Origin of the sequence: Streptomyces monashensis (assembly GCF_001866665.1) — a bacterium.
In the GTDB taxonomy this organism is placed as follows: Bacteria; Actinomycetota; Actinomycetes; order Streptomycetales; family Streptomycetaceae; genus Streptomyces; species Streptomyces monashensis.
This window is the reverse complement of record NZ_MLYO01000054.1, coordinates 1-23152: the sequence shown is the minus strand read 5'-3', so window position 1 is coordinate 23152 and position 23152 is coordinate 1. Positions and strand designations below refer to the sequence as shown.

The 23152-nt window shown below is 71.3% G+C and carries 25 protein-coding genes and 4 pseudogenes; 18 read left to right on the top strand and 11 right to left on the bottom strand.

Annotation, left to right across the window (positions count from 1 at the left end):
* Positions 1 to 162: 162 nt before the first annotated feature.
* Entirely contained in the window at positions 163 to 663 is a 501-nt protein-coding gene (locus tag BIV23_RS29645; protein ID WP_071384059.1) for a DUF3995 domain-containing protein, read from the bottom strand.
* A gap of 171 nt (positions 664 to 834) precedes the next feature.
* On the opposite strand from BIV23_RS29645, the gene BIV23_RS29640 reads away from it, so the two are divergent.
* Together BIV23_RS29640 and BIV23_RS29635 are read left to right on the top strand one after the other, a co-directional pair.
* On the top strand, positions 835 to 1341 hold the full coding sequence (locus BIV23_RS29640) for an RNA polymerase sigma factor (protein ID WP_071384058.1): 507 nt from the start codon (positions 835 to 837) through the stop codon (positions 1339 to 1341).
* Complete coding sequence (locus BIV23_RS29635; protein WP_143079140.1) at positions 1338 to 1820, top strand: SRPBCC family protein; 483 nt, start codon at positions 1338 to 1340, stop codon at positions 1818 to 1820. The genes BIV23_RS29640 and BIV23_RS29635 overlap by 4 nt, the downstream gene beginning before the upstream one ends.
* Positions 1821 to 1882: 62 nt before the next feature.
* Here BIV23_RS29635 and BIV23_RS29630 read toward each other — a convergent pair whose 3' ends face one another.
* The 4 genes from BIV23_RS29630 to BIV23_RS29615 all read right to left on the bottom strand — a co-directional run bounded on the left by BIV23_RS29630 (position 1883) and on the right by BIV23_RS29615 (position 7168).
* Positions 1883 to 3229 carry an FAD-dependent oxidoreductase gene (locus BIV23_RS29630; protein ID WP_071384056.1) on the bottom strand — a complete coding sequence of 449 codons (1347 nt, stop codon included), beginning with the start codon at positions 3227 to 3229 and terminating at the stop codon, positions 1883 to 1885.
* A gap of 196 nt (positions 3230 to 3425) precedes the next feature.
* Positions 3426 to 4301: a geranyl diphosphate 2-C-methyltransferase gene (locus BIV23_RS29625; RefSeq protein ID WP_245790699.1), complete on the bottom strand. Its 876-nt coding sequence runs from the start codon at positions 4299 to 4301 to the stop codon at positions 3426 to 3428.
* 51 nt (positions 4302 to 4352) lie between these two features.
* A complete protein-coding gene (locus BIV23_RS29620; protein ID WP_071384055.1) occupies positions 4353 to 5735 on the bottom strand; it encodes a family 2 encapsulin nanocompartment cargo protein terpene cyclase in 1383 nt (460 codons plus the stop codon).
* Positions 5736 to 5740: 5 nt separating this feature from the next.
* Positions 5741 to 7168 carry a family 2B encapsulin nanocompartment shell protein gene (locus BIV23_RS29615; RefSeq protein ID WP_071384054.1) on the bottom strand — a complete coding sequence of 476 codons (1428 nt, stop codon included), beginning with the start codon at positions 7166 to 7168 and terminating at the stop codon, positions 5741 to 5743.
* A 445-nt stretch (positions 7169 to 7613) separates the two neighbouring features.
* On the opposite strand from BIV23_RS29615, the pseudogene BIV23_RS52335 reads away from it, so the two are divergent.
* From BIV23_RS52335 to BIV23_RS54075, 3 genes and pseudogenes are all read left to right on the top strand, one after another.
* Positions 7614 to 7742, top strand: a pseudogene (locus tag BIV23_RS52335) (metallophosphoesterase); the annotation flags it as partial.
* 190 nt (positions 7743 to 7932) lie between these two features.
* Positions 7933 to 8544 (top strand): DNA polymerase ligase N-terminal domain-containing protein, encoded by a 612-nt coding sequence (locus BIV23_RS29610; protein WP_071384053.1) that lies wholly within the window; start codon positions 7933 to 7935, stop codon positions 8542 to 8544.
* A 704-nt stretch (positions 8545 to 9248) separates the two neighbouring features.
* Complete coding sequence (locus tag BIV23_RS54075; protein ID WP_425443540.1) at positions 9249 to 9392, top strand: hypothetical protein; 144 nt, start codon at positions 9249 to 9251, stop codon at positions 9390 to 9392.
* A gap of 80 nt (positions 9393 to 9472) precedes the next feature.
* On the opposite strand, the gene BIV23_RS47060 is transcribed toward BIV23_RS54075, so the two are convergent.
* Positions 9473 to 9685 carry a DUF5133 domain-containing protein gene (locus BIV23_RS47060; protein WP_079173474.1) on the bottom strand — a complete coding sequence of 71 codons (213 nt, stop codon included), beginning with the start codon at positions 9683 to 9685 and terminating at the stop codon, positions 9473 to 9475.
* Positions 9648 to 9917 carry an Hsp20/alpha crystallin family protein gene (locus BIV23_RS53640; protein ID WP_342746388.1) on the bottom strand — a complete coding sequence of 90 codons (270 nt, stop codon included), beginning with the start codon at positions 9915 to 9917 and terminating at the stop codon, positions 9648 to 9650. Before BIV23_RS53640 ends, BIV23_RS47060 begins: the two co-directional genes overlap by 38 nt.
* 367 nt (positions 9918 to 10284) lie before the next feature.
* On the opposite strand from BIV23_RS53640, the gene BIV23_RS29595 reads away from it, so the two are divergent.
* The 4 genes and pseudogenes from BIV23_RS29595 (at position 10285) to BIV23_RS49780 (ending at position 13388) form a co-directional block, all read left to right on the top strand.
* A complete protein-coding gene (locus BIV23_RS29595; protein ID WP_071384091.1) occupies positions 10285 to 11088 on the top strand; it encodes a VOC family protein in 804 nt (267 codons plus the stop codon).
* Positions 11089 to 11339: 251 nt separating this feature from the next.
* Positions 11340 to 11636: pseudogene (locus BIV23_RS52330) on the top strand (PAS domain-containing protein); the annotation flags it as partial.
* Between the two features lie 45 nt (positions 11637 to 11681).
* Positions 11682 to 12764 (top strand): annotated as a pseudogene (locus tag BIV23_RS29590) (SpoIIE family protein phosphatase); the annotation flags it as partial.
* 204 nt (positions 12765 to 12968) lie between these two features.
* Positions 12969 to 13388, top strand: coding sequence for a hypothetical protein (locus BIV23_RS49780; RefSeq protein ID WP_143079138.1), 420 nt, complete (start codon positions 12969 to 12971; stop codon positions 13386 to 13388).
* Between the two features lie 97 nt (positions 13389 to 13485).
* Here BIV23_RS49780 and BIV23_RS29585 read toward each other — a convergent pair whose 3' ends face one another.
* Positions 13486 to 13884: a YbhB/YbcL family Raf kinase inhibitor-like protein gene (locus BIV23_RS29585; protein WP_245790698.1), complete on the bottom strand. Its 399-nt coding sequence runs from the start codon at positions 13882 to 13884 to the stop codon at positions 13486 to 13488.
* Between BIV23_RS29585 and BIV23_RS29580 the strand changes: the two are divergent.
* A pseudogene (locus tag BIV23_RS29580) lies at positions 13877 to 15236 on the top strand (nicotinate phosphoribosyltransferase). The gene BIV23_RS29585 and the pseudogene BIV23_RS29580 overlap by 8 nt on opposite strands.
* Before the next feature lie 153 nt (positions 15237 to 15389).
* Here the strand turns inward: BIV23_RS29580 and BIV23_RS29575 are convergent.
* Positions 15390 to 16535, bottom strand: a complete 1146-nt coding sequence (locus tag BIV23_RS29575) for a site-2 protease family protein (protein ID WP_071384049.1) — start codon at positions 16533 to 16535, stop codon at positions 15390 to 15392.
* A gap of 292 nt (positions 16536 to 16827) precedes the next feature.
* Between BIV23_RS29575 and BIV23_RS29570 the strand changes: the two genes are divergently transcribed.
* On the top strand, positions 16828 to 17040 hold the full coding sequence (locus BIV23_RS29570) for a hypothetical protein (protein ID WP_071384048.1): 213 nt from the start codon (positions 16828 to 16830) through the stop codon (positions 17038 to 17040).
* A 337-nt stretch (positions 17041 to 17377) separates the two neighbouring features.
* On the top strand, positions 17378 to 17683 hold the full coding sequence (locus BIV23_RS29560; RefSeq protein ID WP_071384046.1) for a hypothetical protein: 306 nt from the start codon (positions 17378 to 17380) through the stop codon (positions 17681 to 17683).
* Between the two features lie 243 nt (positions 17684 to 17926).
* On the opposite strand, the gene BIV23_RS52320 is transcribed toward BIV23_RS29560, so the two are convergent.
* A complete protein-coding gene (locus tag BIV23_RS52320; RefSeq protein ID WP_245790701.1) occupies positions 17927 to 18157 on the bottom strand; it encodes an ATP dependent DNA ligase in 231 nt (76 codons plus the stop codon).
* Positions 18158 to 18174: 17 nt separating this feature from the next.
* Entirely contained in the window at positions 18175 to 18879 is a 705-nt protein-coding gene (locus tag BIV23_RS29555; protein ID WP_245790697.1) for an ATP-dependent DNA ligase, read from the bottom strand.
* Positions 18880 to 19364: 485 nt separating this feature from the next.
* Here BIV23_RS29555 and BIV23_RS29550 point away from each other — a divergent pair, with 485 nt between their 5' ends.
* The 6 genes from BIV23_RS29550 to BIV23_RS29525 all read left to right on the top strand — a co-directional run bounded on the left by BIV23_RS29550 (position 19365) and on the right by BIV23_RS29525 (position 22847).
* Positions 19365 to 19769, top strand: a complete 405-nt coding sequence (locus BIV23_RS29550; protein WP_071384045.1) for an STAS domain-containing protein — start codon at positions 19365 to 19367, stop codon at positions 19767 to 19769.
* A gap of 197 nt (positions 19770 to 19966) precedes the next feature.
* Positions 19967 to 20218, top strand: coding sequence for a hypothetical protein (locus BIV23_RS29545; protein WP_071384044.1), 252 nt, complete (start codon positions 19967 to 19969; stop codon positions 20216 to 20218).
* Positions 20219 to 20362: 144 nt separating this feature from the next.
* Complete coding sequence (locus tag BIV23_RS29540; protein WP_071384043.1) at positions 20363 to 21154, top strand: alpha/beta fold hydrolase; 792 nt, start codon at positions 20363 to 20365, stop codon at positions 21152 to 21154.
* Positions 21151 to 21732, top strand: a complete 582-nt coding sequence (locus BIV23_RS29535; protein WP_071384042.1) for a hypothetical protein — start codon at positions 21151 to 21153, stop codon at positions 21730 to 21732. Before BIV23_RS29540 ends, BIV23_RS29535 begins: the two co-directional genes overlap by 4 nt.
* A gap of 308 nt (positions 21733 to 22040) precedes the next feature.
* Positions 22041 to 22460, top strand: coding sequence for an aspartate 1-decarboxylase (gene panD, locus BIV23_RS29530; protein WP_071384041.1), 420 nt, complete (start codon positions 22041 to 22043; stop codon positions 22458 to 22460).
* A gap of 42 nt (positions 22461 to 22502) precedes the next feature.
* The gene (locus BIV23_RS29525) at positions 22503 to 22847 is read left to right on the top strand and encodes a GNAT family N-acetyltransferase (RefSeq protein WP_071384040.1); all 345 of its coding nucleotides are present in this window, start codon (positions 22503 to 22505) and stop codon (positions 22845 to 22847) included.
* Positions 22848 to 23152: the final 305 nt, after the last annotated feature.

Genomic DNA, 23152 nt, shown 5'->3' with positions numbered 1-23152 from the left:
GGGTAGCCATGCCACCGGCGGCTGAGTGTGACCGTACGCGGCAGGGTTGGATCAGGACACGGGGATACCCCTGCCCCACCCGTCCGCGCTTCGGCCCCTCACGCCACAACGCGGGAAGCCGGGGCCGCCTTCCCGAGCAGCGGCGGTTCCGCCGGCGGACGCTCAGGCCCGCAGGGGCCGTGCCCGCCTCACCTCACCAGCCTGCGCGCCCGCCGCTGACACCTGCCAGGCCGCCCGGCCCAGCAGCAGACACAGGGGGGTGTAGAGCAGCAGGTTGAGCCGGTAGAACGTGTCGCCCGGGTCCGCCCAGGCCCCCGTCACCCAGACCAGTCCGACCGCGCCGCGGGCCAGCAGTCCGGCGGCCACCGCCCGGCTTCCCCAGCGCGGCAGCACGGCGGGCAGCCGGCGGGCCAGAGCCGGCAGCCGCCCGCCGCGGACCAGCACCAGCGTCGCGCCCGAGAACAGCAGTCCCGCGAGAGGGACCAGCCCTTGCGGGGTGAACGGCACGTGGGTGTTGAGCACCAGCTGCGAGAGCCGGGTGGTGCTGTGCACCGGCCAGGTCCGCCCGGTGGCCCAGTACAGGTGGATCAGACCGTCCACCGCCAGCACCGCGCCGATCGCGGTGGCCCTTGTGCGGGTGTTCGCCGGCTTCACCGGTCTCATGTCGTCACCTCATGGAGTGTCAGGACCCTTGGACACCCGGAGGAGCACCCTGCCCGCCGATCCGTTCCTGTGACGAGGAACACTGCGGCCGGGCGGACATCGCAGGGAACCTTTCGCCGTCCCGGGGCCTCCATCCACGGACCCCTGTCACCGATCGACGGAGAGAGCGTCATGCAGGAGCCCCCGCCCGGCCTTGCCGAGCTGGTCCGGGCCGCCCAGGGCGGCGACCAACTCGCGGTCGGCCGGCTGCTGGACCTGATCACCCCGTACGTCCGCCGGCTCTGTGGCCCGATCGCGCTGGACGACGGCGCGGACGCGACCCAGGAGGCGCTCATCGCGGTCTTCCGCAAGCTGCACCAACTGCAGTGTCCCGACGCACTGTTCGGCTGGGTCCGGGCCATCGCGGTGCGGGAGGCGGTGCGGTACGCCACCCGCTCGGCGCGCTCGCAGCCGGCCGAGCTCGGCGAACTCCCCGCGCCCGGCGACCCCCAACTCGCCGCGGACATCCGCGACGTGCTGTCCCGGCTCTCCCCGGAGCACCGCGCCGTGCTGCTCCTGCGTGACCTGGAAGGGCTGGACGAACGGCAGACCGCGGCACTGCTCGCGGTCGCGCCCGGGACGGTCAAGTCCCGGCTCTCCCGGGCCCGACTCAGCTTCCGAAAGGCGTGGCAGCAGTGACCGAGACCCCGATGCCGCAGTGGCCCGTCGCCGACTTCGACCCGGTCCGCCGCCTGCACGTGATCGCCGCGACCACCCCCGGAGCGGCGCGGATCGGCGAGGCCGTTCTCGACGCACCGTTCGAGCGGGTCTGGTCGCTCGCCCAGGACCTGGAACGCACGATGCCGCTCTGGATCCCCGACGTCCGCACGGTCCGTCTCCTCACCCCCGAGTCGACCGGTGCTCCGCTCCAGGCCCGGATCCACGGGCACACCCGGCTCCGTGCGACCTTCGCCATCGACCTCGCTCCCGGCTGGTGCCTGATGCAGAGCCGCCTCGTCCTCGGCGGAATGGCGGCTCGCCCCGAGACCGACCGTACGACCCGCCTCGCCTTCCTCGGCGGCCTGCGCTTCCCCGGCGCACGCCTCCTCGCACCCGCCCTGCGCCCGTTCACCGGGAACCCGCTGGCGCGGTTCGCCGCCCTCCTCGACGAGGAGTAGCACAGACGCCGCAGGGCGGCCACCACCGCAAGGGGTGACCACCCTGCAGCGTTTCGGGCGCGTCAGGTGCGCCGGGACGCGGCCGTCAGGACCTTCAGGGCCACCAGGGGGTGGAACAGCAGGGCCGGTGAGGCCACCATGTTCACCACGCGTACGAACCTGGTCCATACGGCCGCGTCCTTCACCGCGACGTGGAAGAGACGTGTGTTGTACCAGTGGGCGAAGCGCGCGGCGAGTGGCTGGCCCTTCGGGCTCCACATCAGGTCCGAGTTGGTGGACAGCGTCCACGGGCCCAGCAGCAGGCGGCCCACCTTCTTCTGGAATCCGCCGGCGAGGCCGTCCAGGCGCCCGGCGGCGCTGCGCCGCTCGAGCATGCTCTGCAGCAGCTCCGCCTCCATCGCGGCGACAGTCAGGCCCTGGCCGTAGACGGGGTTGAAGACGCAGACGGCGTCGCCGACGGCCAGGAGGCGGTCCGGCCAGTCCTTGACCGCGTGGTAGGGCCGCCACTGGTTGTCGGCGTTGGTGTAGCGGCGAGTCGGTTCCTGGACGGTGCGCCGGGCGATGTGCTCGGCCAGGCGTGGGTTGTCCAGGCCCTCCGCGAACGCCAGGTAGCCCTCGTCGTCGGTCGGAGGCTGGTCCTGGAATCCGAAGAGCGAGCAGGTCCATCGGTTGCGTTCCACGGCGAGCATGACCCCGGCCCGGTGCACGCTGGGAGCGAACAGCATCTGGTAGGCGATGTAGAAGTCGGGGTGGTCGGGGTCGCCCGCCTCCGGCCGGTCGAAGTTCATCGACGTGTAGGTGACTTTGGCCTTCACGGTGCGTTTGGGCGGCACGCTGATCTCGATCGCGTCCAGCCAGTCCGTCAGGGAACTGGACCGCCCCGAGGCGTCGATGACGAGATCGGCGGCCAGATGGAAGGGCTCCTCGCTCTGCGCGTGGCACGTCACGCCGTTCACGCGGCCTGCGAAGTCCTGGGTCAGGCCCGTGCACTGGGTGGACGGCACCAGCGTGACCTGGGGAAGTGCGAGTACCTTGCGTCGCAGGCGGCGTTCCAGTTCGTCGCGGGTGAAGGTCTGGATGGCCACGCCCGTTCGCTGCCGTGGCGCGAGTCCGACGGGCAGCAGGAAGTCGATGCCCTCTCCGTAGTCGAACACCGGTGCTCCGGCTTCTCGCAGCTCCTCGCGCAGTCCTGGGAACAGCCGCTCCAGGATCTGCCCGCCCCTGGCCAGCATCGCGTGCGCGTGGTAGCCCTGCGGGGCGCCCGGGTGAGCGCCGGATCCCTCGTCGACGGCGTCCCGTTCCACGAGGACGACCTCGCTGAAGAAGTCGGCCAGTACCCGGGCGGTCACCAGCCCCGCGTAGCTGCCGCCGATGACAACGGCCTTGCCCCAAGGGCGATCTGCTCTCATGTCGTCTCCCACGTGTCACTGGGCCAGGGCTGCATACTGGTCAACGGGGCTGTCGACGGGCGCGACACGGGGCTCGGGAAGCCCCCGGGAGCGCGTGTGCAGGCTCCCGATCCGGCTCGTGTGCCGCACAGCGGGGTCGTACGCGCGCCGCCCGAGCCCCGCGCGTACGACACCCCGGAGGGCGACCTGAGCCGGGTCAGATCCGGTCGGCCGCGATGAGGAGGTAGTGGAAGCTGCCTTCCTTGTAGGCGGTCAGGAACGGGTCCTCGATGCCGGTGGCCACGGACGACTTGGCGCGCAGTTCCCAGTACGGGATCGTGTCCGGGGTCAGATCCACGACCTGGATCGGGACGAGGTTGTTCGCGGCGAGTGCCTTGAAGTAGTCGCTGCGCGGGTGGATGTTGCAGGTGTAGTGCTCGTCGATCCTGCTGACGGCCTTGGAGCGCATGCCGGTGACGTCGTTGGAGCAGCCGGTGATGCAGACGTAGCGCCCGCCGTACTCCAGCAGGCGCGAGAACTCGGCGAAGAGTTCGAAGAGATCGACGTACATCGTTGTTTCGTTGGTCCAGATCGCGCGGCGCGATCCGGTCTCCAGGCGGGTGTCGAGCATGTTGCGGAAGTGAAAGCCGACCTTGTCGCTCACACCGCGCTTCCTGGCCTGCTCGTTGGCGAAGGCGACCTGCTGCTCGGAGATGCTGACGCCGTCCACGTGGCAGCCGAAGCGGCCGTTGGCCATGAAGCTGGTGCCGCCGCGGCCGGAACCGGCGTCCAGGAGGCGGTCGTCGGGGGTGAGGTCGCCGAGGTGGTCGAGGAGCACTTCGGCCTGTGCGGTCTCCAGGCGGTGCAGTTCCTCGATGATGCGCTGGTCGCGGTTCTCGGACGGGCCGGCGAGGATGGAGGGGTCCCAGTCGCCGAGCCCGTAGTGGTGGTGGTAGAGGCCGTCGACCTCGCCGAGCTTGATGTTGACCGGGTCCTTCTCCTTGTTCCAGTACTCCGCGACCGACTTCTGATAGTCGGTGCGCAGGACATCGCCCATGGCGATGCTTTCCATCTGGGTGGAGATCTTGGACATGGGGGTCCTTACTCTGAGCTGGGGTGGAGCATGCGTGGGGTGGTCGCGGGGTCAGGCGGCGTCCGCGGCGCTGTGATAGCGGCCGCTGCTGGCATGCCACTCGCGGCTGCCGCCGACCCAGGCCCAGGTGGAGGCCAGGAAGCGGCGCAGTTCCGGGGAGCCGGTCGCCGCGAGCGCGGCCGCCTCGGCCTCGAACGTGAGCATCAGCTCGTTGTGGATGCCGACGGTGCGGTCGACGGCCTCTTCCGGTGAGCAGCCGTCCTCGGTGGCGATCAGCCGGGGCAGGCTGAAGTCGGTGGGGCCCTTCTCCTTGGCCATGGAGTAGAGGTCGTTGACGATCACGGTGGCGGTGCCGGCCAGGGTGAACGCGCGCCGAACCCGGGGGTCGGCGAACTCGCCGTAGGGGATCTCGTAACCGGCGATCGCGTCGACGAGCACCATGCACGGGATGAAGCTGTTCTCGTGCCGGTGCATCAGGTACTCCCACACCGGCGGGCGGTGGCCGGCCGCCTGCCAGTAGCCCTCCTGGTTGTAGGCGACGAACATGATGCCCAGCTCGTGGCGGAGCCGGCGCACCTGTGACGTCGTCGCGTACGTGTGGAGGTTGCGCAGGCTGTCGCGCAGGGCCCGCATGACCGGGTCCGCCGTGACGACCTCTTCGAGCTGGGGGGCGTAGGCGAGCGGGAGGTTCGCCTGGTCGATCACCGAGTGGGCGACGGCGAGCCGCTGTCCGAGCTGCTCGGGCCGTGCCTCTTCGACCTCGCCGTCCACGTAGTGGTCGTCCACGGACCATTCCGCCAGCGCGCACTTGGCCGCCGCCAGCAACCGGTCCGGGTCGTCGGACTCGGGGTGGGCCAGCATCATCAGCCGGCCGAAGTCGGCCGTGCGGATCTTGTCCAGCTGGCCCGGGTAGATCCCGATCTCCTCGGCCCATTCGACCAGGCGCTCGGTGACGGTCTCGCCCAGCGCGGGGTCGTCGCGCACGGCGGGCGGACAGTGCAGTCGGCGGCCGAGATCGGATGCCGGTGCCGCCTGCGGGCGCGTCTCGTGGGCGGGGGCGGTGCGGGGAGCCCCCGCCGGTGTGCCGAGGCTGGTGGAGCCGGTGGGCAACACGGCCGAGGGCGGCGGTGCGGCCGCCGGCGGCCGCACCGCCGGCGGCTGAGGCACGATCGCCGGAGTCGGCAGCGGGAGCCCGCCCGTGGGGGAGGCGAAGCCGCCGGTCCGGGAGCAGCGCGGGGTGGCCGCGGCTTTGGTGAGGACGCGCGCTGCCGACGTGCCGAGCCCGGTGGGGCCCGAGGGCGGTCGCGGCTCGGGGGGCGTGGGCCCGGCGGCCACAGGGCGGGTCGGCGACGGCCCGGTCGACAGCAGGGCCCGTACGAGGCCCGCCGTGTCGTGGGTCGCGGCGGGTGCCGTGACCCGGGAGATCAACGACACCGTCGTCAGCTCCCGTTCGTACGGGCGATCTCGACGTTCTCCAGGACACCGAGGGCGTCGGGCACCAGGACGGCCGCCGAGTAGTAGGTGCTGACCAGGTAGGAGATGACCGCCTGCTCGTTGATGCCCATGAAGCGGACGTTCAGGCCGGGCTCGACCTCGTCCGGGATGCCGGTCTGATACAGGCCGATGACCCCCTGGTCGTCCTCGCCGGTGCGCATGGCGATGATCGACGTCGTGCCCTGGTCGCTGATCGGGATCTTGCCGCACGGCAGGAGAGGCACACCGCGCCACGCGGGGATCTGGTTGCCGTTCAGGTCGATGCTGCCGAAGTACAGACCCCGCTGGTTGCACTGCCGGCCGAACGCGGCGATGGCCTTCGGGTGGGCGAGGAAGCAGCGGGTCTTGCGCCGCATGCTCAGCAGTTCGTCCATGTCGTCCGGGGTCGGCGGGCCCGAGTACGTGGAGATCCGCTGGTCGAAGTCGGCGTTGTTGAGCAGGCCGAACTCCTCGTTGTTGATCAGCTCGTGCTCCTGCCGCTCCCGCAGCGCCTCGATGGTCAGCCGCAACTGCTGCTGCGTCTGGTTCATCGGCTCGTTGTAGAGGTCGGCGACCCGGCTGTGCACCCGCAGCACCGTCTGCGCCACGCTCAACTCGTACTCACGAGGCTGGAGGTCATAGTCGGCGAACGTCTGCGCCAGCGTCTCCTCGCCCACGTGCCCCGAGCTGAGCTCGATCGCCGATTCCCCCGACCGGTTCAGCCTGCGCTGCCCGTTGGAGCTGATGTGCTGCACATGCCGGCGCAGCGCCTCGTGGCGGTCGGCGACCGCCTTGTACGCGGCCAGCGGCAGCGCGAGGACCGTCGTGGCGGTCTGGGCACGCGCCGTGAACTCCCACTTCTTGCCCCGGCCGTCGAGCACCTGGCCACCGAAGGCGTCCCCGTCGGCCATCAGGCCGATCACGGCCTCGTCCCCGTACGGACCCTCGCCGAGCTTCTCGACCTTGCCGTGCGCGATCAGGTACACGTGGTCGGCCTTGCGGCCCTCCTGCACGATGACCTGGCCGGCGGTGAACTCCTTCTGCACGAACTTGTCGGCCAGCGCACCGAGCGCGTCGCTGTCGCAGAAGCCGCGCAGCAGGGGCAGTTCACCCAGTTCGGCGGGGACCACCTGGACCTTGGAGCCGGTCTTCACGAAACTCACCCGGCCATCGCCCAGGGTGTAGGAGAGGCGGCGGTTGACCCGGTAGGTCGCGCCGGGCACGTTCACCCAGGGCAGGATGCGGGTCGCCCAGCGGGAGCTGATGCCCTGCATCTGGGGTTCGGACTTGGTGGTGGTGGCGAGATTGCGCGCCGCCGCGGTACTGAGACTCTGCTGGTCCTGCCGCTGCTCCGACTCCTGGCCCGCCGGTGCTGTCGCTGTGTCGAGGGGCATGGCTCTACCTCGTCTTCCATGGCACGGAAAGGCACGACGACCTGCTGCCGTCACGCTGCGTACACAGAAGTATCCGAGCGATACTCACGGTGAGTAATCGAAATAGGTGGCGCACGAGCGCAGTAGACGAGCCCAAATTGCGCCCCTGTGCGCCCCTTTCGTGATAACCACTGGTCGACGGCGTTGCGCGTCAACCGAAAGGGGACCGTTCGCCCGGAAAACGGGCGAGCGAAATTGCGTACTCTCCGTGACCGGCGCGGCGGATTCCTGCCTTCGCGCTCAGTGCACCGGTACCCCTGCCGGTGGAGCGAGTCACCGGAGAAGACGGTCGGCACCGGGTCGGCGGGCGCCGCGCCGGCGGTTCCCGCCGGGAGGGCGAGCGCCAGGCAATTGCCCGGTGCGACGGTGCGGCGGCCACCGCCACTGGTGGGGCCCGGCCGTCGGCGAGGAGGCTCGGGTGGTCGCACGCGAGATCAAGGACCTCGGCGTCCCGGTCGTCGCGGTGCTCGGTGACCACGCCCGTCGCGACGGCCACTCCGACGAGGTCACGGCCATCGTGCGGGAGGGCGGAGCCGCACGCGACGCGCGGATCGCCCTGACCCGCTTCGCCCCCGCATGTGCGCGGCGTCATGACGAGCCGGGCCGGCGTGTGCGCCTGCCGACAGGGCACCCGGGTACCCGGACAGCGCGCTCACGGACGGGTCCTGTGACCGAAGGTCGTCGGCCGAGCGCCGCCAGGCAACGGCAATCACCGGGAGGCGGTCATGAACGCCAAGGACGCCCTCGCGGAATACCACCGCAAGCGCGACTTCTCCAGGACCAGGGAACCCGGAGGCGGTGACAGCCGAGCCCGGGACGAGTCCCGGTACGTGATCCAGCTCCACGATGCCAGCACGACGCACTTCGACTTCCGGCTCGAGGTGGACGGGGTGCTCAAGTCCTGGGCGGTCCCCAAGGGACCCTCCAGCGACCCGCACGACAAGCGGCTGGCCACGCCCACCGAGGATCACCCGCTGGAATACCAGGATTTCGAGGGCACCATTCCGGAAGGGGAGTACGGCGCGGGCACCGTGCTCATCTGGGACGAGGGCACCTACCACCCGCTGCCCGACCGCAAGGGCCGAGAGACGCCCATGGGGGAGGCGTTGAGGCACGGCCACGCCTCCTTCCGGCTGGATGGAGCCAAGCTCCACGGCGGCTACTCCCTCACCCGCTTCCGGACGGGCGACGACGGTGGCAAGGAGGCCTGGCTGCTGGTCAAACGGTCTGATCAGCACAGGTCGGACCGAGGCGCGCCCACACCGTCCCGGGCGCGTTCCACACGCAGCGGGCGCACGCTGAAGCAGATCGCTTCCGGCTCCGCGCCACGCCGGTAGCGGCGGACGAGCCGAGACTCGCCCGTGATCGAGTCCGGTTCGGAAGCAGGCCGACGGCGTCTGTGGCTACGGCCATCATGATTCCTTCGGCCAGGACGATGCTCGTACGACATCGGGCCAGAACGGCCCAGCCCCTCGCTCCCCACCGTGCCGTGAAACACCCTCCCCGCGTCTCGCCATCGCCCACTCGTGCGGTCCGCGTCCGGTTTCGGCTCCAGTGGGTGCTGCTCGCCTGGACGCGGCGGATACGCCGACCGGCGGCAGGTTCGCATCCAGGGAGCGGAAGCCGGGACAGCAGGCCGCCGCCGGACGGGCCGCGCGCGACGACGGCCGCCCCGGCCGGCCCGCGGTGCTGGACGTCTGCTGCTCCTGCGGGATCAACGCCGCACTCCTCAACCACGACGTGACACTGACGGAACTGGCGGCACGGGACAAGGAGTTCGCCCGACTGCACAACGCAACGCCGGTTTCGGAGCACGGCACCTCCGTCACGGCGCGGCGTGCCTGCTTCAGCACCGAGTCCTCACCGAGGCATCGGAAGAGGGCTCGGCACGCAGTTCCGGTCCGCCGTACCGACCGGGCGTACAGCTCTGCATGCCGAGCCGTTTCCGGCGCATGCTGGTGTCATGGACGGGCACCCTCCGGTGGTTGTGCTCCCACCCGAACAGGACGGCGGACGGCGGGTGACGATCCGTGGTGAGCACGTGGGCACGGCCTACAGCCTGTTCGACGTACTCGAATTCCTGCACCGGTCGGGTCTTCCGCCCGCCGACACGTCGATCGACGACCCCGAGCTGTTCGAATGGCGCGGCGGCGGGCCGTTCCACTGGCCCAACAGCGTGAAATGACGATGCGGTGCTCTCGAGTACGGGCTGAGCGCTTTGGCGCAGGCGGACCGAGCCGTCGCCCGCGGGTCGCGGCATCGGCGTCAGGAGATGAGGGTCCGTGCGTGTCCGGCCCGGCGTCGCCCTTTTTCGGCCGTGGTCCGGGCGAGGAGCTTCTCTGCCTGTGCCACCACGTCGGCGGCGTTGCGTTGCCCCATGAGGACGCAGAGTGCGCAGGCGTCGTCGTCGAGCCGGCGGTAGCTGAGCGGGTTCGCCGGTTCACGCAGTAGAGCGGTCCATGCGGACCGGTGAGGCACGAAGTGCTGCCTCGACGGTCCTGACGTGGGGCATCAGCATCTTCGTGTCCGCATGCCGAGCGGGGTCAGGACTCGGTGATCTCGATGTGCCGCGGTGTGGCGGCCTGTGCCTGGGCACGGTGACGGTCAGCACGCCGTCGTGCAGGGTCACGCTGACCTCCTCGGACCTGACGTCGGCAGGCAGGAGGGCCTGGTACTCGAAACGGCCGGTGCGGCGGGTGCTGCGGCGCACGACGCCTTCACGCTCCCGCTCCTTGTACTCCCCGGAGACGCAGTTCCCGCTCGCTCATATCGATGTCTCCACCGGAGCGGGCGACTCAACCGCCGGTGATCGCCCGTCCAGACCGTCCTCAGCGTCGCCATGACAGAGCAGCGAGACACGCCAGGCGCGTGATCTACGCCGACTGAGCGGCGCCGCCGTCCAGCAGGATGACGGCATCCCCGCGTGAGAGGTCAGGCCCGCATGGATACCGAGCGGGCATGAACGTGCACGTCTTCGCACATGGGTTGAGGGCGCGCGACGTGCGGCACCGGAACTCTGGTGGACACTGGAGTCGAAGCAGCCGGCCACCGGTATACGAGACCCGGGCGCGATGCCCATGAACCACGGCACGACACACTCCTTTGGCGCGACGGACGTCGTCCTCACACGTTCGGTGTTCGGCGCACCGTGCTGGGTGAGCCTGACCAGCCGCGACCTCGACGCCACCCAGGACTTCTACGGTGCCGTACTGGGCTGGCGGTGCCGCAGGGCCAGACTGGGCGATCATTTCCGGACCGCGCTGGCGGACGGGGTACCCGTCGCCGGCATCGCGGGGGTGGCCGCCATGTGGCACATGGCCGTGGCCTGGACGCCGTACTTCGCCGTGACGGACGCGGACGAAGCCGTGGCCCGCGCCCAGGAGCGATGCGGCACCCTGGCGGTCGGGCCGATCTCGTTCCCGCCCGGAAGGGCGGCTCTGCTCGCCGATCGCCACGGCGCGACCTTCGGGATCTGGCAGGGGAAACTCGTCACCGAGTGGGAGGCGTGGCGGCAGGTCGCGCCGACGTTCATCACCCTCCATACGCGCGATGCCTTCGACGCCGCCTTCTTCTACGGGGAGATCCTCGACTGGGCCTCGGGCCTCCCCGGCGCCTGCGAGGTGGAGTACGCCGACGGCGAGGTACTGCTGCGCAGCCGGGGCGACATCGTGGCCCGCATCGAATCGGGCTCGGTGGAGACGCCACCCGACCCCTCGGTCCGGCCGCACTGGCAGGTCCACTTCGCCGTGGCCGACGTGGAGCCCTGCGCCCGTGCCGCGGAGAAGCACGGCGGCAGCGTCCTGGAGGAGGACGAGCACGAGGCCGTGCTGCGCGATCCCGACGGCGCCCAGTTCACGGTGACCTCGCGCCGGCGGCGGTGACGTCCGGCTGAGTCACGTCGCCGTTCCGGGCCGAGGGCCGGCCCGGACCGCGACAGTGAAAGCGCCGGTCAACGGAGAGCGACGGGAACCCGGCGACGGCCGTGACCGACGCGTACGAGACCGCCGTCAGGGGAATGCACATCCGTCCGTCGGCGTTTCAACAAAGGTTGACTGTTGTCTCAAGGCCGTCGTGACACGGCGGTGTGCGGCGCGCGCCGACCCGCCGGTGAACGCATACGGGACTGAGAACGATGCGTACGTATGTCACTCCGCAGGTGGCGGACGCAGGCGTCGCGGCCGTCGACGCGCAAGGCGTCGTGACCGCGTGGAGCCATGGTGCCAGGCTGCTGCTCGGATACGCGCCGGGTGAGATCGTCGGGCGCCCGGCGACCGATCTTCTGGGCGCCGACCTCCCTGAAACCGCCCGGCAGAGGGCCGCACAGAGGCAGGCGTGGACGGGGCGTGTCGTGCTGCGCGACCGAGGCGGCCGCCAGGTGGAAGCCGACCTGCGCGCCTGCCCGCTGACGGACGCCGAGCAGCACGTCCAGTGGTTTCTGCAGGCCGACTTCCCGCAGGACGCCGACGGCGCCGACCTGGTCCTGCAACGCAGCCTGCTCCCGCACCACCGGCCGACCCGGCTGGCCGTGGAGACCGGAACCCGCTATCTGCCGGCCGATCCCCAGGCCGGTGTGGGCGGCGACTGGTTCGACGTCATCCCTCTCTCGGGCGCCCGCGTGGCCCTGGTCGTCGGCGACGTCGTCGGCCACGGCATCCACGCCTCCGCCGCGATGGGCCGGCTGCGCACGGCGGTGCGCACCCTCGCCGACGTCGACCTCACCCCTGACGAGCTGCTGACCCAGCTCGACGACCTCATCCTCGAAGAGGTCGAAGAGGGCATCGAGTCGGTCGGCGAAGTCGGCGCCACCTGCCTCTACGTCGTCTACGACCCCATCGCCGGGCACTGCACCATGGCCAGCGCCGGCCACCTCGCCCCGGCCGTCGTCACCCCCGACGGCAGGGTGCGCTTCCTCCGCGTGGCGCCCGGGCCACCGCTGGGCGTGGGCGGGCTGCCGTTCGAAGCCACCGACAGCCGGCTGCCCGAAGACAGCCTGATCGTTCTCTACACCGACGGACTGGTCCAGACCCGCCGTCGCGACATCGACTCCGGACAGCGGACCCTGCTCGAGACCCTGACCCGAGCCGCACCCTCGCCCGAAGCGACCTGCGACCGTATCGTCGAGACGCTCCTGCCCGGCACCCCGGACGACGACGCCGCCGTGCTCGTCGCACGCACCCACATCATGGGCGCCTCCCATGTGGCCTCCTGGAATCTCCCCGCCGATCCGGCCGCCGTCGCCACCGCACGCCGACGAGCGGCACGCCAGCTCTCGATCTGGGGACTCCGGGACGCCGCCGACAGCACCGAACTGATCGTCAGCGAACTGGTCACCAACGCCATCCGCCACGCCCACCCCCCGATCCAGCTGCGGCTCATCCACGACACCGCCCTGATCTGCGAGGTCTCCGACGCCAGCAGTACGACCCCGCACCTGCGCCGGGCCCGGGTCCTGGACGAGGGTGGTCGCGGCCTGTTCCTGGTGGGCCAGGTCGCCGAACGCTGGGGCACCCGGCACACAGCCACCGGCAAGACCGTCTGGGCCGAGCAGCCCCCGCCTCTGCGTCAACCGCTGCAGCCACGCCACGCTCCCGCGCCGCAACCGTTCTCAGCGGGCAGCCGCACCAAGGCCGCACGGCCGACCGGCCGCCCCGCGGGGAAGGGAACCCGTGACGGGGTTCGGACCCCGACGTCCCCTGTGGCCGGATAGCGGCCGATGGCCCCCAGGCTCCAGGGAGTGAGGATCGAGGAAAGGCGCTCAACCATGGCGCGGATACTCGTCACAGAAGACCAAGTCGTGATCCATCTGGCGTGGTGGGAAAAGGCGGCGGCCCGTCATCGCGACGTGCGTGTGCCGCTGGCGGCCGTGTCCCGGGTGACGGTCGAGCCCGACTGGTGGCGGGCCGTGCGTGGTGTGCACGAACGCGGCCTCTGCGTTCCCGGAACCTTGTCCATCGGAACGCGCAGCCATCAGGCCGGGAGGGACTTCGCAGCCGTGCGACGTGACAGACCCGCGGTATGCGTCGAACTCCGGCCTCCCGCCCCTTTCCTCCTTCTCGCGGTCTCCGCACCGGACGACAAGGAAGCCGAGGCAACAGCCGGGCACGTCGCCCGGGCCGCGCCGAACATCGACACATCGACGCCGTGGCGGCAGCCTCTCCCCGTGCCCGATGAATCGGAATGAGCGATGTCGGCGGGGGAGGAACGCGTGCGTGAACCTTCGGGAGGACCATCGGCAATCGCGCCCATGCGGGCAACCGGCACTCGTCCTGCCGTTCACGTCAGTGCTGGTACAGGCCCATGAGCGTGACGTCGGCCAGTTCACGCCGCTCCACGGCTTCATGGCACTGCTCGGCGCTGGGCGCGTCGGGCAGAACGCACGGCTCCGCCGGCGCGTACAGGTGGACGACGTAGAGATGTGGCCGGTCCCCAGGCCGCGGGTCGGGTCCGCTCCAGCCGTGTCGGCCGAAGCCGTTGACACGTTCCGTCCCGCCCGGCGAGGTACGGCCTGCCTCGACGCCCTGACTGTGGGGGTCGATGCCGACCACCGCCCAGTGGACGAAACCCCACCCGACGGAGCGTCGACGCCGCCACTGGCATGGTCCGGTGTGTCCGACGAGACGACGGAACTGATGCTGCTGTGCGACCACGACCGACCTGTACGAAGTGACGATGGCCATGGCGTATCTGCGGGAGGGGATGACCGGCCCGGCGACGTTCAGCCTCTTCGTGCGCGACCTGCCGCCCGACCGTGGTTTCCTGGTCGCCGCCGGACTGGAGTCGGCCCTGGACTACCTCGCGGATCTCCTCGTCGGCCCGGAGGACGTCGATGCCTTCGCCTCCGCGCTGCACCGGCCGCGACGGGATCTTCAGTCCCTGCTCGGCCTGGAGTTCACCGGTGAGGTGCGGGCGGTACCGGAGGGACGGATCGTGTTCGCGGGAGAGCCGCTGCTGGAGGTGGCCGCCCCTCTTCCGCAGGCGCAGCTGGCCGAGACGTACGTGCTCAACCAGCTCAGCCATCAGACCGCCATCGCCTCGAAGGCAGCGCGATGTGTCCTTGCGGCGGCCGGGCATCCGGTCGTGGACTTCTCCCTTCGGCGGACCCACGGCCCGCAGGCCGGGTTCCAGGCCGCCCGCCTCGGCGCGCTGGCCGGCTTCGCCGGGACCAGCAACGTGGCCGCGGCCACGACCCTGGGGATGGCCGCCGTCGGCACGATGGCTCACTCCTTCGTGCAGGCGTTCCCCACCGAGGAAGCGGCGTTCCGCGCCTTCGCACGGTCCCATCCCGGCCCGGTGACCCTTCTGGTGGACACCTACGACACCGAGGAAGGCGTCCGCGTCGCCGCCCGTGTCCTGCGGGACCTCGACGACGCGGCCCGCGGGCCCGGCTCGGCCGTACGACTGGACAGCGGCGACCTCGGTGCCCTGGCGGCACGGGCCCGGGCAATCCTCGACGGTGCGGGCCTGCCGGACGTGCGGATCACCGCCGGCGGCGGTCTCGACGAGTACGCCGTCGACGACCTGGTCCGTTCCGCAGCGCCCATCGACACCTACGCCGTCGGTACCCGCGTCGGAGTCTCGGCCGACGCGCCCTACCTGGACTCCGCCTACAAGCTGGTGGAGTGCGACGGCCGCCCGGTGATGAAGCTCTCCTCGGCGAAAGTGACGGCGCCCGGCCCGAAGCAGGTCTTCCGCCGCCCCGGCTGCGCCGACGTGATCGCTCTCGCCGACGAGCCGTCACCCGAGGACGGCACGCCGCTGCTGGAGACCGTGATGCGCGCCGGTCGGCGTACCGCCGCGACGCCGACGCTCGACGAGTGCCGGGAGCGACTGCCGCGGACCTGGCCGAGTTGCCGTCGGCGGCCCGCCGGGTCCGGGCCCCGCAGCGCCCCGTGCGTCGGTCTCCGAACCGCTGAGCGCACTCGTCTCCCTGGTCAGGCACCGCATCGGGGAGGAGACGTCGGCTGCCACGGCGCGGCGGCCGGGCCCAGGGCAGGCGGGCTCCGGATCGCATCGGTCCGTACCGAAGTAAGCCGGCGCGCGACCTCGGCGTGTGTTCGCCGTGATCTCGCGTGGTGGGCGTCGCGACCTGGCTGGTGATGTCCTGAGGCAGGTGTGCGCGCCGGGCGGACGATGTCGGTGAAACGTTGATCGACCCAGCATCGATCGTTGACCTGACGTGTGGTCAGGGCCCGGTCCCGGGGCCCGTGCCCGGGGGCGAGGTCGAGAGCCAGGTGATGATCCGGCTGACGTCGGAGCTGGTGACGATGCCGACGACGCGGTCGTCCGCCAGCACCAGGGCGCGGCGGGCGGGGCTGGTGTCCAAGGCCGGCAGGAGCTGGGCCAGGGGATCGTCGGGGGCGGCGGTGGGGACGTCGTTGAAGGGTGTCATCACGGCTTCGACCGAAGTCGAGTCGCGTTCTTCCACCTGCGCGGCCCGCCGTACGGCGATCAGGCCCACCGGACGCCCTGCCGGATCCGTGACCGGGAACGCGGAGTGCCGGTAGCGCCAGTGCGGGCTGCTGAGGAAATCCCGGACGGTCGTACCGGCGGGGATGGTCAGCGGGTCCGGGGTCATGGCCTGCCGGACCGGTACGGAGCGCAGAAGTTCGCGGAGTTTCGCCTGGCTGCCCTCCACGGTGGCCATGGCGACCATGAACCAGCCGATGAGCAGCAGCCACAGGCCGCCCGCGAACGCCCTGGTGAGGGACTCGTACAGGCCGACGGCGACCAGGATCCAGCCCAGCGCGCGTCCGGCGCCGGTGGCGGCCTCGGTGGCGCGCAGCCGGTCGCCGGTGCGCCACCACACCAGGGCGCGCAGCAGCCGCCCGCCGTCGAGGGGAGCGGCGGGCAGTACGTTGAACACGGCCAGCAGAATGTTGATGCCCGCGAGCCAGGCCATCGCCTCGACCACCAGTACCGGGCCGTGCAGTGCGTGGGCCCACCAGGTGAACAGGACGAAGAGCCCGCCCAGCAGCAGACTGACCAGTGGCCCGACGCCCGCGATGCGCAGTTCGGCCGCCGGAGTGGGTGCTTCGCCGTGCAGGCGGGCCGCCCCGCCGAGCAGCCACAGCGTGATCTCGTCACCGCCGACGCCTCTGCGGTGGGCCACCAGCATGTGGCTGATCTCGTGGGCCAGCAGCGACAGCAGGAACACCACCGCCGTCGCCACACCAGTCAGCCAGTAGGCCCAGGCCGGGCTGCCCGGGTGGGCCTGGGGCAGCCGCCCCTCGGCCAGACCGAAGACGATCAGGGCGAAGATGACCAGGACGCTCCAGTGCACGCTGATCCGGATGCCCGCCAAGCGGCCGAATGAGAAGGTCCCGCCCACGGCAGACACCTCCTTCGTCGCCGGTGCCCGGGTACCCCGGCCAGGCGTGGGTATCCAGGCACCGCCTTGTCGCGGACGGCGGAGCCCGCGGCCACCGAGCCATGCTTTCCGAGTCGGCAGGAACGCGCCGTTCATTCCTTGCAGGAGGGGGGAGCCTCGGCGATCGCTCGGGGTCAGTCCGTGGATTTATGGTGGTCATGAGGGACTTTCCCCATGGTCTCTGTCCGGTCACCGAGCCTGGCGGTGGTGTACCGCTGCACCTGGTGCCCTGCTTGCCGCCCGCGGGGGTGTCGTGCGAGTCGAACTGATCCAACCCGCCGCCAACGTGCTCTTCGACGTGCCGGACGAGACGCACGCGGAGATCATCGCGCTCATCGACGCGGTCACCGAGGACGCGGAGACCCGGTCGCCGAGCCTGGCAGCTGCGTTCGGCGAGTGGTGCTGGCTCGTCTACTCCGTGCACGGCGACGTGATCGAGGTACTGGACGTCGGCTGCGCACGGTGAGCCTGCCCGCTCGCGTGGCTGTCACCGTGTATCGGGGTCGTCCCTACGGCCTGTCCTGTCCTGCGCCGCGAGTTCCGTCGTCGGCATCGTTCCGGTACTCCGGGGCGGCGTACCGCTCGTGCGTCTCCGTCGGCGTGACGTGATGGTTCCCCAGCGCGGCGTCGACCCCGTACGAGCAGCGCACGGCCGGTATCGCCGGTCTGCCGCGGTGGCCGTCGTCGAGCGCAGCGCGGTCGGCTGCCACCTGAGATCGCCGCGCAGGCGCCATCGGTGCTGCGGACTTACGGTGGTCGCATGGGCGCCGGCGAGCCGGGCAGACGTAGCGGAGGAGGCTGGGGTGGAGGAGAACTTCGTCTGGGTGACCGCGCGTCGCATTCGGCCGGGCACGCTCGATGACTTCGAGACGGCGTGGCGACCGGCCACCCATCCGCGGGGCATGCGCCGTGCTTTCGCGTACTGGTCCGAGGACGGACAGGAGATCACCGGGGTGTCCTTCTGGGACTCCAAGGAGATGTGCGACGCCTGGCGGGCCTCGGAACCGGAGACGCAGCGACGTGCCGCCATGGCCCCGTACGTCGTGGAGGAGCGGGAAGGCTTCTACCGTGGCCGTCAGCTCGCGATTCCCAGCGGGAGCCCCGGGTGAGCGGTGCCCTCGCACCCCACGCGCCCGCTCGGGTGGTGGGACGGACGCCCACGCCCCTCATACGCCGTCTCGGACGGAGTTCGATGGCGCGGGCCCGCATGAGTCCTCGGCAGCGCGCACCTCGGCTTCGCCGGCGGCCCAGTCCGTGGCGAGCCGGCTGTGCGCAGCCTCATCGAGGCCGACGAGCACCGTCCCCCTGCGGTCGTCTCCGGTCACCTGTGCCTCCCCAACTGCCCATGCGGCTCACCTCTGTCGCTGTCCGGCTCGCCCCTTGCGTCCTTCCGGCCGTTCCCTGACCACGTGGGCGGCCGGCTTGTCGGTTCGCAGGCCGAGATACCGCGGGTGGCGCAGCTTGCCGTCGCCGGTCCACTCGGTGAACCCGATCTCGGCGACGACTTCCGGCCGGACCCAGTGGGCGCCGCGTTCGCGTACGTCCCCGGCGAACGGCTGGTCGTCTCGTTCCAAGGAGTTCAGCCGCTCGCGCAGGCGCGTCAGGGTGTTTCCGTCGTAGCCGGTGCCGACCCTTCCCGCGTAACCAGGTGTCGGCCTTCGTAGGAGCCGACCAGCAGGGCGCCGAATCCGACACGCTGCCCCTGCGGCTCGGTGAAGCCGCCGATCACCAGTTCCTGCCGGCTCCCGCATTTGAACTTCAGCCAGTCCGTGGACCGCCGGGACACGTACGTGCTGTCGGCGCGTTTGGCGATCAGCCCCTCCCAGCCACGCTCGCACGCCTGGCGCAGGTACGCCTCGCCCGAACTGTTGCGGTGAGGGGTGAAGCGGAGCGGAGAGGTGTAGGTCAGGGCGCGGCGCAGCAGAGCCTTGCGGGTGCGCAGCGGCAGGCCGGTGAGATCCAGCCCGTCCAGGCGCAGCAGGTCGAAGACGTAGTACGTGATCGCGATCCGGCTGGCCCGCGCCTGCTTCTCATCCGTCACGCCCATGCGCTGCTGGAGCCGGGCGAAGCTGGTCCGGTTGCCTTCGAAGGCGACGACCTCGCCGTCGGCCAGGAAGTCGGGGAACGGCTGGTGAGCCAGATCGTCCGCGGCTTCGGGGTAGGTCGAGGTGAGTGTCTGACCGCTTCGGGAGAGCAGCCGGGCTCCTGCCCCGTCACGCAGGCCGAGGCACCGTTCACCGTCGAGTTTCCGCTCGTAGATCCAGGCGGGGTGGGAGAACGGGGTGTCGGTCAGCGTGGCCAGCATGGGCTTCGGCCCGTGTGCCGGCGCCGGACGCAGCAGCCTGCGTTCCTCGGGACAAGTCGTCCAGGATACTGTGAGCGGGCACTCGAGGCCCCCTTCCGCACCAGGCGCGTCCGGCATTCCTCACAGCAGTGGCGGACCGGCCGGAAACCCGGCCCGGAGCCAGCCGGAAACCCGGCCCGGAGCCGACCGGAGCGGCCGCGTCAGCGGCACACCCGTGGGAATCCGCGACAGCCGCACCCCGCACCCAAGCGCACCCGGGCCGCGCGGACGGACTATTCCTGTCTCGTACCGCCCCTCCCGTGTGCCCGCCGGGGACGGCGGCAAACGCCGTCAGTGCGCTGTCAGGTCACGTTTCGGGCCGGCGGAGCTGCCGTACCAGCCTGAGGGCCGTGGTGTGGCGGATCGGCAGTCGGGCCAGTAGTGGACATCGCGTCATCGGGGGCGTTCCCTGGAAGCACAGGGGCGTCTGCGTGGGAGAAGGCGCTGTGTCCGAGCCGTTCCGTGTTGCCGTCCGGTACAGCGGCCCCGACCACTGTGCGCTGGCCGTGGTCGGCGAACTGGACATGGTCACCGCCGCGGAACTGCGCCGCGTGCTGCAGCAGGCCGTCGCGACGTATCCGAGCACCGTTGTCGACCTGGCGGGTGTGTCGTTCTGCGACTGCACCGGCATGAGCGCCCTTTTGGCCGCGAGCCGTCGTGCGAAGGAACGCGGCGCCGCGCTGCGGCTTCGCTCTGTGCCCTATGCCGTGGCCCGGATGCTCCGCCTGACACACACCCGCAAAGCGTTCTGCTTCGAGTTCGGGGAGAGCGGCCTGCCGCTGCCCGGCGACGGCGCCACGTACGGCCCGCCGACGAGCCGGCCCCACAGCCCTTCCGTCGTCTTCCGCTGATCCCCGCGGAGGACGGGGGCTGACCAGGCAAGATCAAGTGCTTCGCCCCAGTGGCCGGGCGTCGGTTCACGAGTGACGCGGGAGGCGTGCGCTGTCCCTCGTGCAACGCGCCTCCTGGGACTCGACGGGCCGTCCGGCCCTACCACCGCGCCCTGAACCTGCGACACGGTGGAGATGCCCGGTGAAAGAAGACCTCCATGAACCGCGACCCGACGGCCGAGCGCCTGATCGACGAGTTCTTCGACACGGGGCACGCCCTGCGGGAGGAAGACGCTGCCCGCCGGCAGACCCGAAGGGAACTCGCGCCGCCCACAGTGCTGCTGATCCGGGCGTGGTCGGCCGGCCGTGCCCTCGCCGCCTTCACCTCGGCCGGCTCGCCCGCCGAGCGGTCACGCCTAATAGCCGAACACAGCAGGCTGGAAGGATGGCTTGAGGAGAGATCCCCATGACCGACTGGCGGCGCCAACCCCTTGTCACTCCGGGAGCGGTGGAGCCGGCCGCCAGTGCTGTCGTCGGCTCCGGCCGGACCGTTCCCTGCTGACACGAGGGGTGGTGTCCTGATCGTGGTTCCGGTTTCCGGGTAGGGATCGATCATGCAACGGATCACGGTGGCGGTGGGCGGCCGGCCGATGGTGGCCTGGCGGATCGCGGGCCGGGGACCGTCGGTGGTGTGCGTCCATGGTGCGGGAGTCTCCAGCCGGGAGTTCCGGCCGTTCGCCGAGGTCCTCGGTCATCGGTACGACACGTGGACCGTCGACCTTCCCGGGTTCGGCGCCAGCGCCGGACCCCGCCGCCCGCTGGTGTTACGGGCGCTGGCCGACCTGCTCGTGGAGTGGCTGACCGCCGTCGGCCTGGACCACGTGCTGCTCCTCGGCGGGTCCTTCGGCTGCCAGGTGGCCGTGGACGCCGCCGTCCGGCACCCGGACCGCATCGCCGGGATGGTGCTCGTGGGCCCCACCGTCGATCCGGCCGCGCGCAGCTTCCCGCGCCAACTGCTGCGCTGGCTGCGCAACGCACCCCACGAACGCCCCTCCATGGCGGCACTCAACCTCGCCGACTACCGTGACGCGGGCGGACGCCGCGTCGTCGGCGCGTTCGCCGAGGCACTGCGCGACCGTATCGAGGACAAACTGCCGCATGTCGCCATGCCGACGCTGGTGGTCCGCGGGGCGCAGGACCGGATGGTTCCCCAGGAGTGGGCGGAGGAGGCGACCGGTCTGCTGCCCGCGGGACGGCTGGCCGTGGTGGGGAACTCCGGCCACATGGTCCCCTGCCGGCAGGCGCACGCGCTGGCCGGGCTCGTCACGGACTTCCTCGCTCACCTGGGCGCGGCCACCGGTGCGGGCGACAGGACGGGGCCGCAGGAGCAGAGGCCGGCGAGGTGAAGGCGGCCAAGGCGGTCGCCTCGTTCGACTCGGCCACCGGCATGCTGCGTGCCCTGTCGCGATTCCTCGCAGGCCGGGACGTCCCGGCCCTCGGCAAGCTCCCCGCCGCACTGGAACTCCCCATGTCCGGCCTGCTCGGCGCCCTGAACCGGCTGCCGACCGCGGCCCGGGAACGGGCGTACGCGGCGAGCGGCTGGGCGGAGGCCATCCCGCAGCACCGCGTCGGCGACGTGCGGTCGGAGGCACTCGCCGCATGGGTCACCGCTCACTACCTCCGGCCGGGCGGTTCGCGTCCACCGGCGTGGGCGGCAGGAGGACCGTTGCGGGTCTCGCCGGCCCGCGGCCAGGCGGCCTCCCGGGCGGCGGCACGGGCCGCGCGCGGGGAGCCGAGGGCGGCCGGGTCAGTGCCGGCCGGCAGTCGCCAGGCGGTTGGAGCGGAGGCAACCGTGCCGCGCACCTCCGGCCGGTCGCCAAGCAGGGGCAGGTCGGCGATCGCCTCGCCATCGTCGGCGAGCATCACCGCCGCATCGACCGCGATCCGGCCCGGATCGTGGCCGGTGCCCCGCGGACGCGGCTGACGAAGAGCGTCGCCGAAGGCGTGCGTGAGACCGGTGGCCTCGGAGACATCGGCCGGGCCGGCAGCCGCGAGCCTCCGTGGCTGACCACCCCGCGTCCGTCGGTGGAAACGACGAGCCGGGGAGCGACCCGGTGGTGTGCCGGCGGCGTCACAACGGTCTGGTTCGCTCGGAAGCGAAGGCAGGGAGCCTTCTCGTCAGAGTGAAGTGACGTTCTTCTCAATCGTCGAGCCCGAAGCGCGCCAGTGTAAAGTGAAGACCGCCCTTGACCTGTACAAAGCAGGCAGGGAGCCGTCTTCCAGGAGTCCAAAGTGCTGCGTACTCTGTTCAAGTCCAAGATCCACCGGGCCACCGTCACCCAGGCCGACCTGCACTACGTCGGATCGGTCACCATCGACGCGGACCTTCTCGACGCCGCCGACCTGCTGCCCGGCGAGCTCGTGCACATCGTCGACATCACCAACGGCGCCCGGCTCGAGACGTACGTCATCGAGGGCGAGCGCGGTTCCGGGGTCATCGGGATCAACGGAGCCGCCGCCCATCTGGTGCACCCCGGCGACCTGGTGATCATCATCAGTTACGCTCAGGTCTCCGACTCCGAGGCGCGACAGCTGCGGCCGAGGGTGGTACACGTCGACGGCGGCAACCGGATCGTGTCCCTCGGTGCCGACCCGTCCGAGCCGGTGCCCGGCACGGACCAGCAGCGCAGCCCGCAGGCCCGCCCGGCCTGACGGGTCCGCCGGACCAGGACGAGACCAGGAGCGTGTGAGCCCATGAGCGAGATCGAGATCCGCGACGACCGGGCGGCGGGCCGCCTGGAGGCCGTCGGCGCGGGCGAGGTCGTCGGCCACGTCGAGTACTTCGTGCTGGAGTCGCCGGCGCGCGCCCTGGTCCCGGTCCACACCATCGTCGAGCCCGCCCACGAGGGCATGGGCATCGCCGGCTCGCTCGCCCGGGAGCTGTACGCCCTCGCCGAGCGCGAGGGCGTCCCGGTGGCCCCGCTGTGCCCGTACGTCGTCAAGTGGGCCGAGTGCCACCCCGAGGTCGCCCCGCCGGCCGACCCGGAGCTGTTGTCGGCCGCGAAGCAGTGGCTGCGGGAACACCCCGGCCGATTCTGAGCGCACGGCTCGCCCTGCCGGGTGAGCGACCCGGGGCCGCCGGGCAGACGCGGGATCGTTCCCGAGGGACGATGAGTCCACAAGGCCCGTGCCCCGCGACCGCCCGGAGGCCCCCATGACCACCCCGGACCCCTACCCCACCCCGGTCCCGCCTCCGCCGCCCCCGCCCCGGCCGACCCCACCGGAGCCGGGACCGCAGCCCGCACCACCCCCGCCGCCTCCGGCCCCGGTCCCGCCGGAGCCCTCACCGTCCCCGATCCCCCCGGGCCCGGAACCGGTCCCGAATCCCGAGCCCGGTCCGCCGC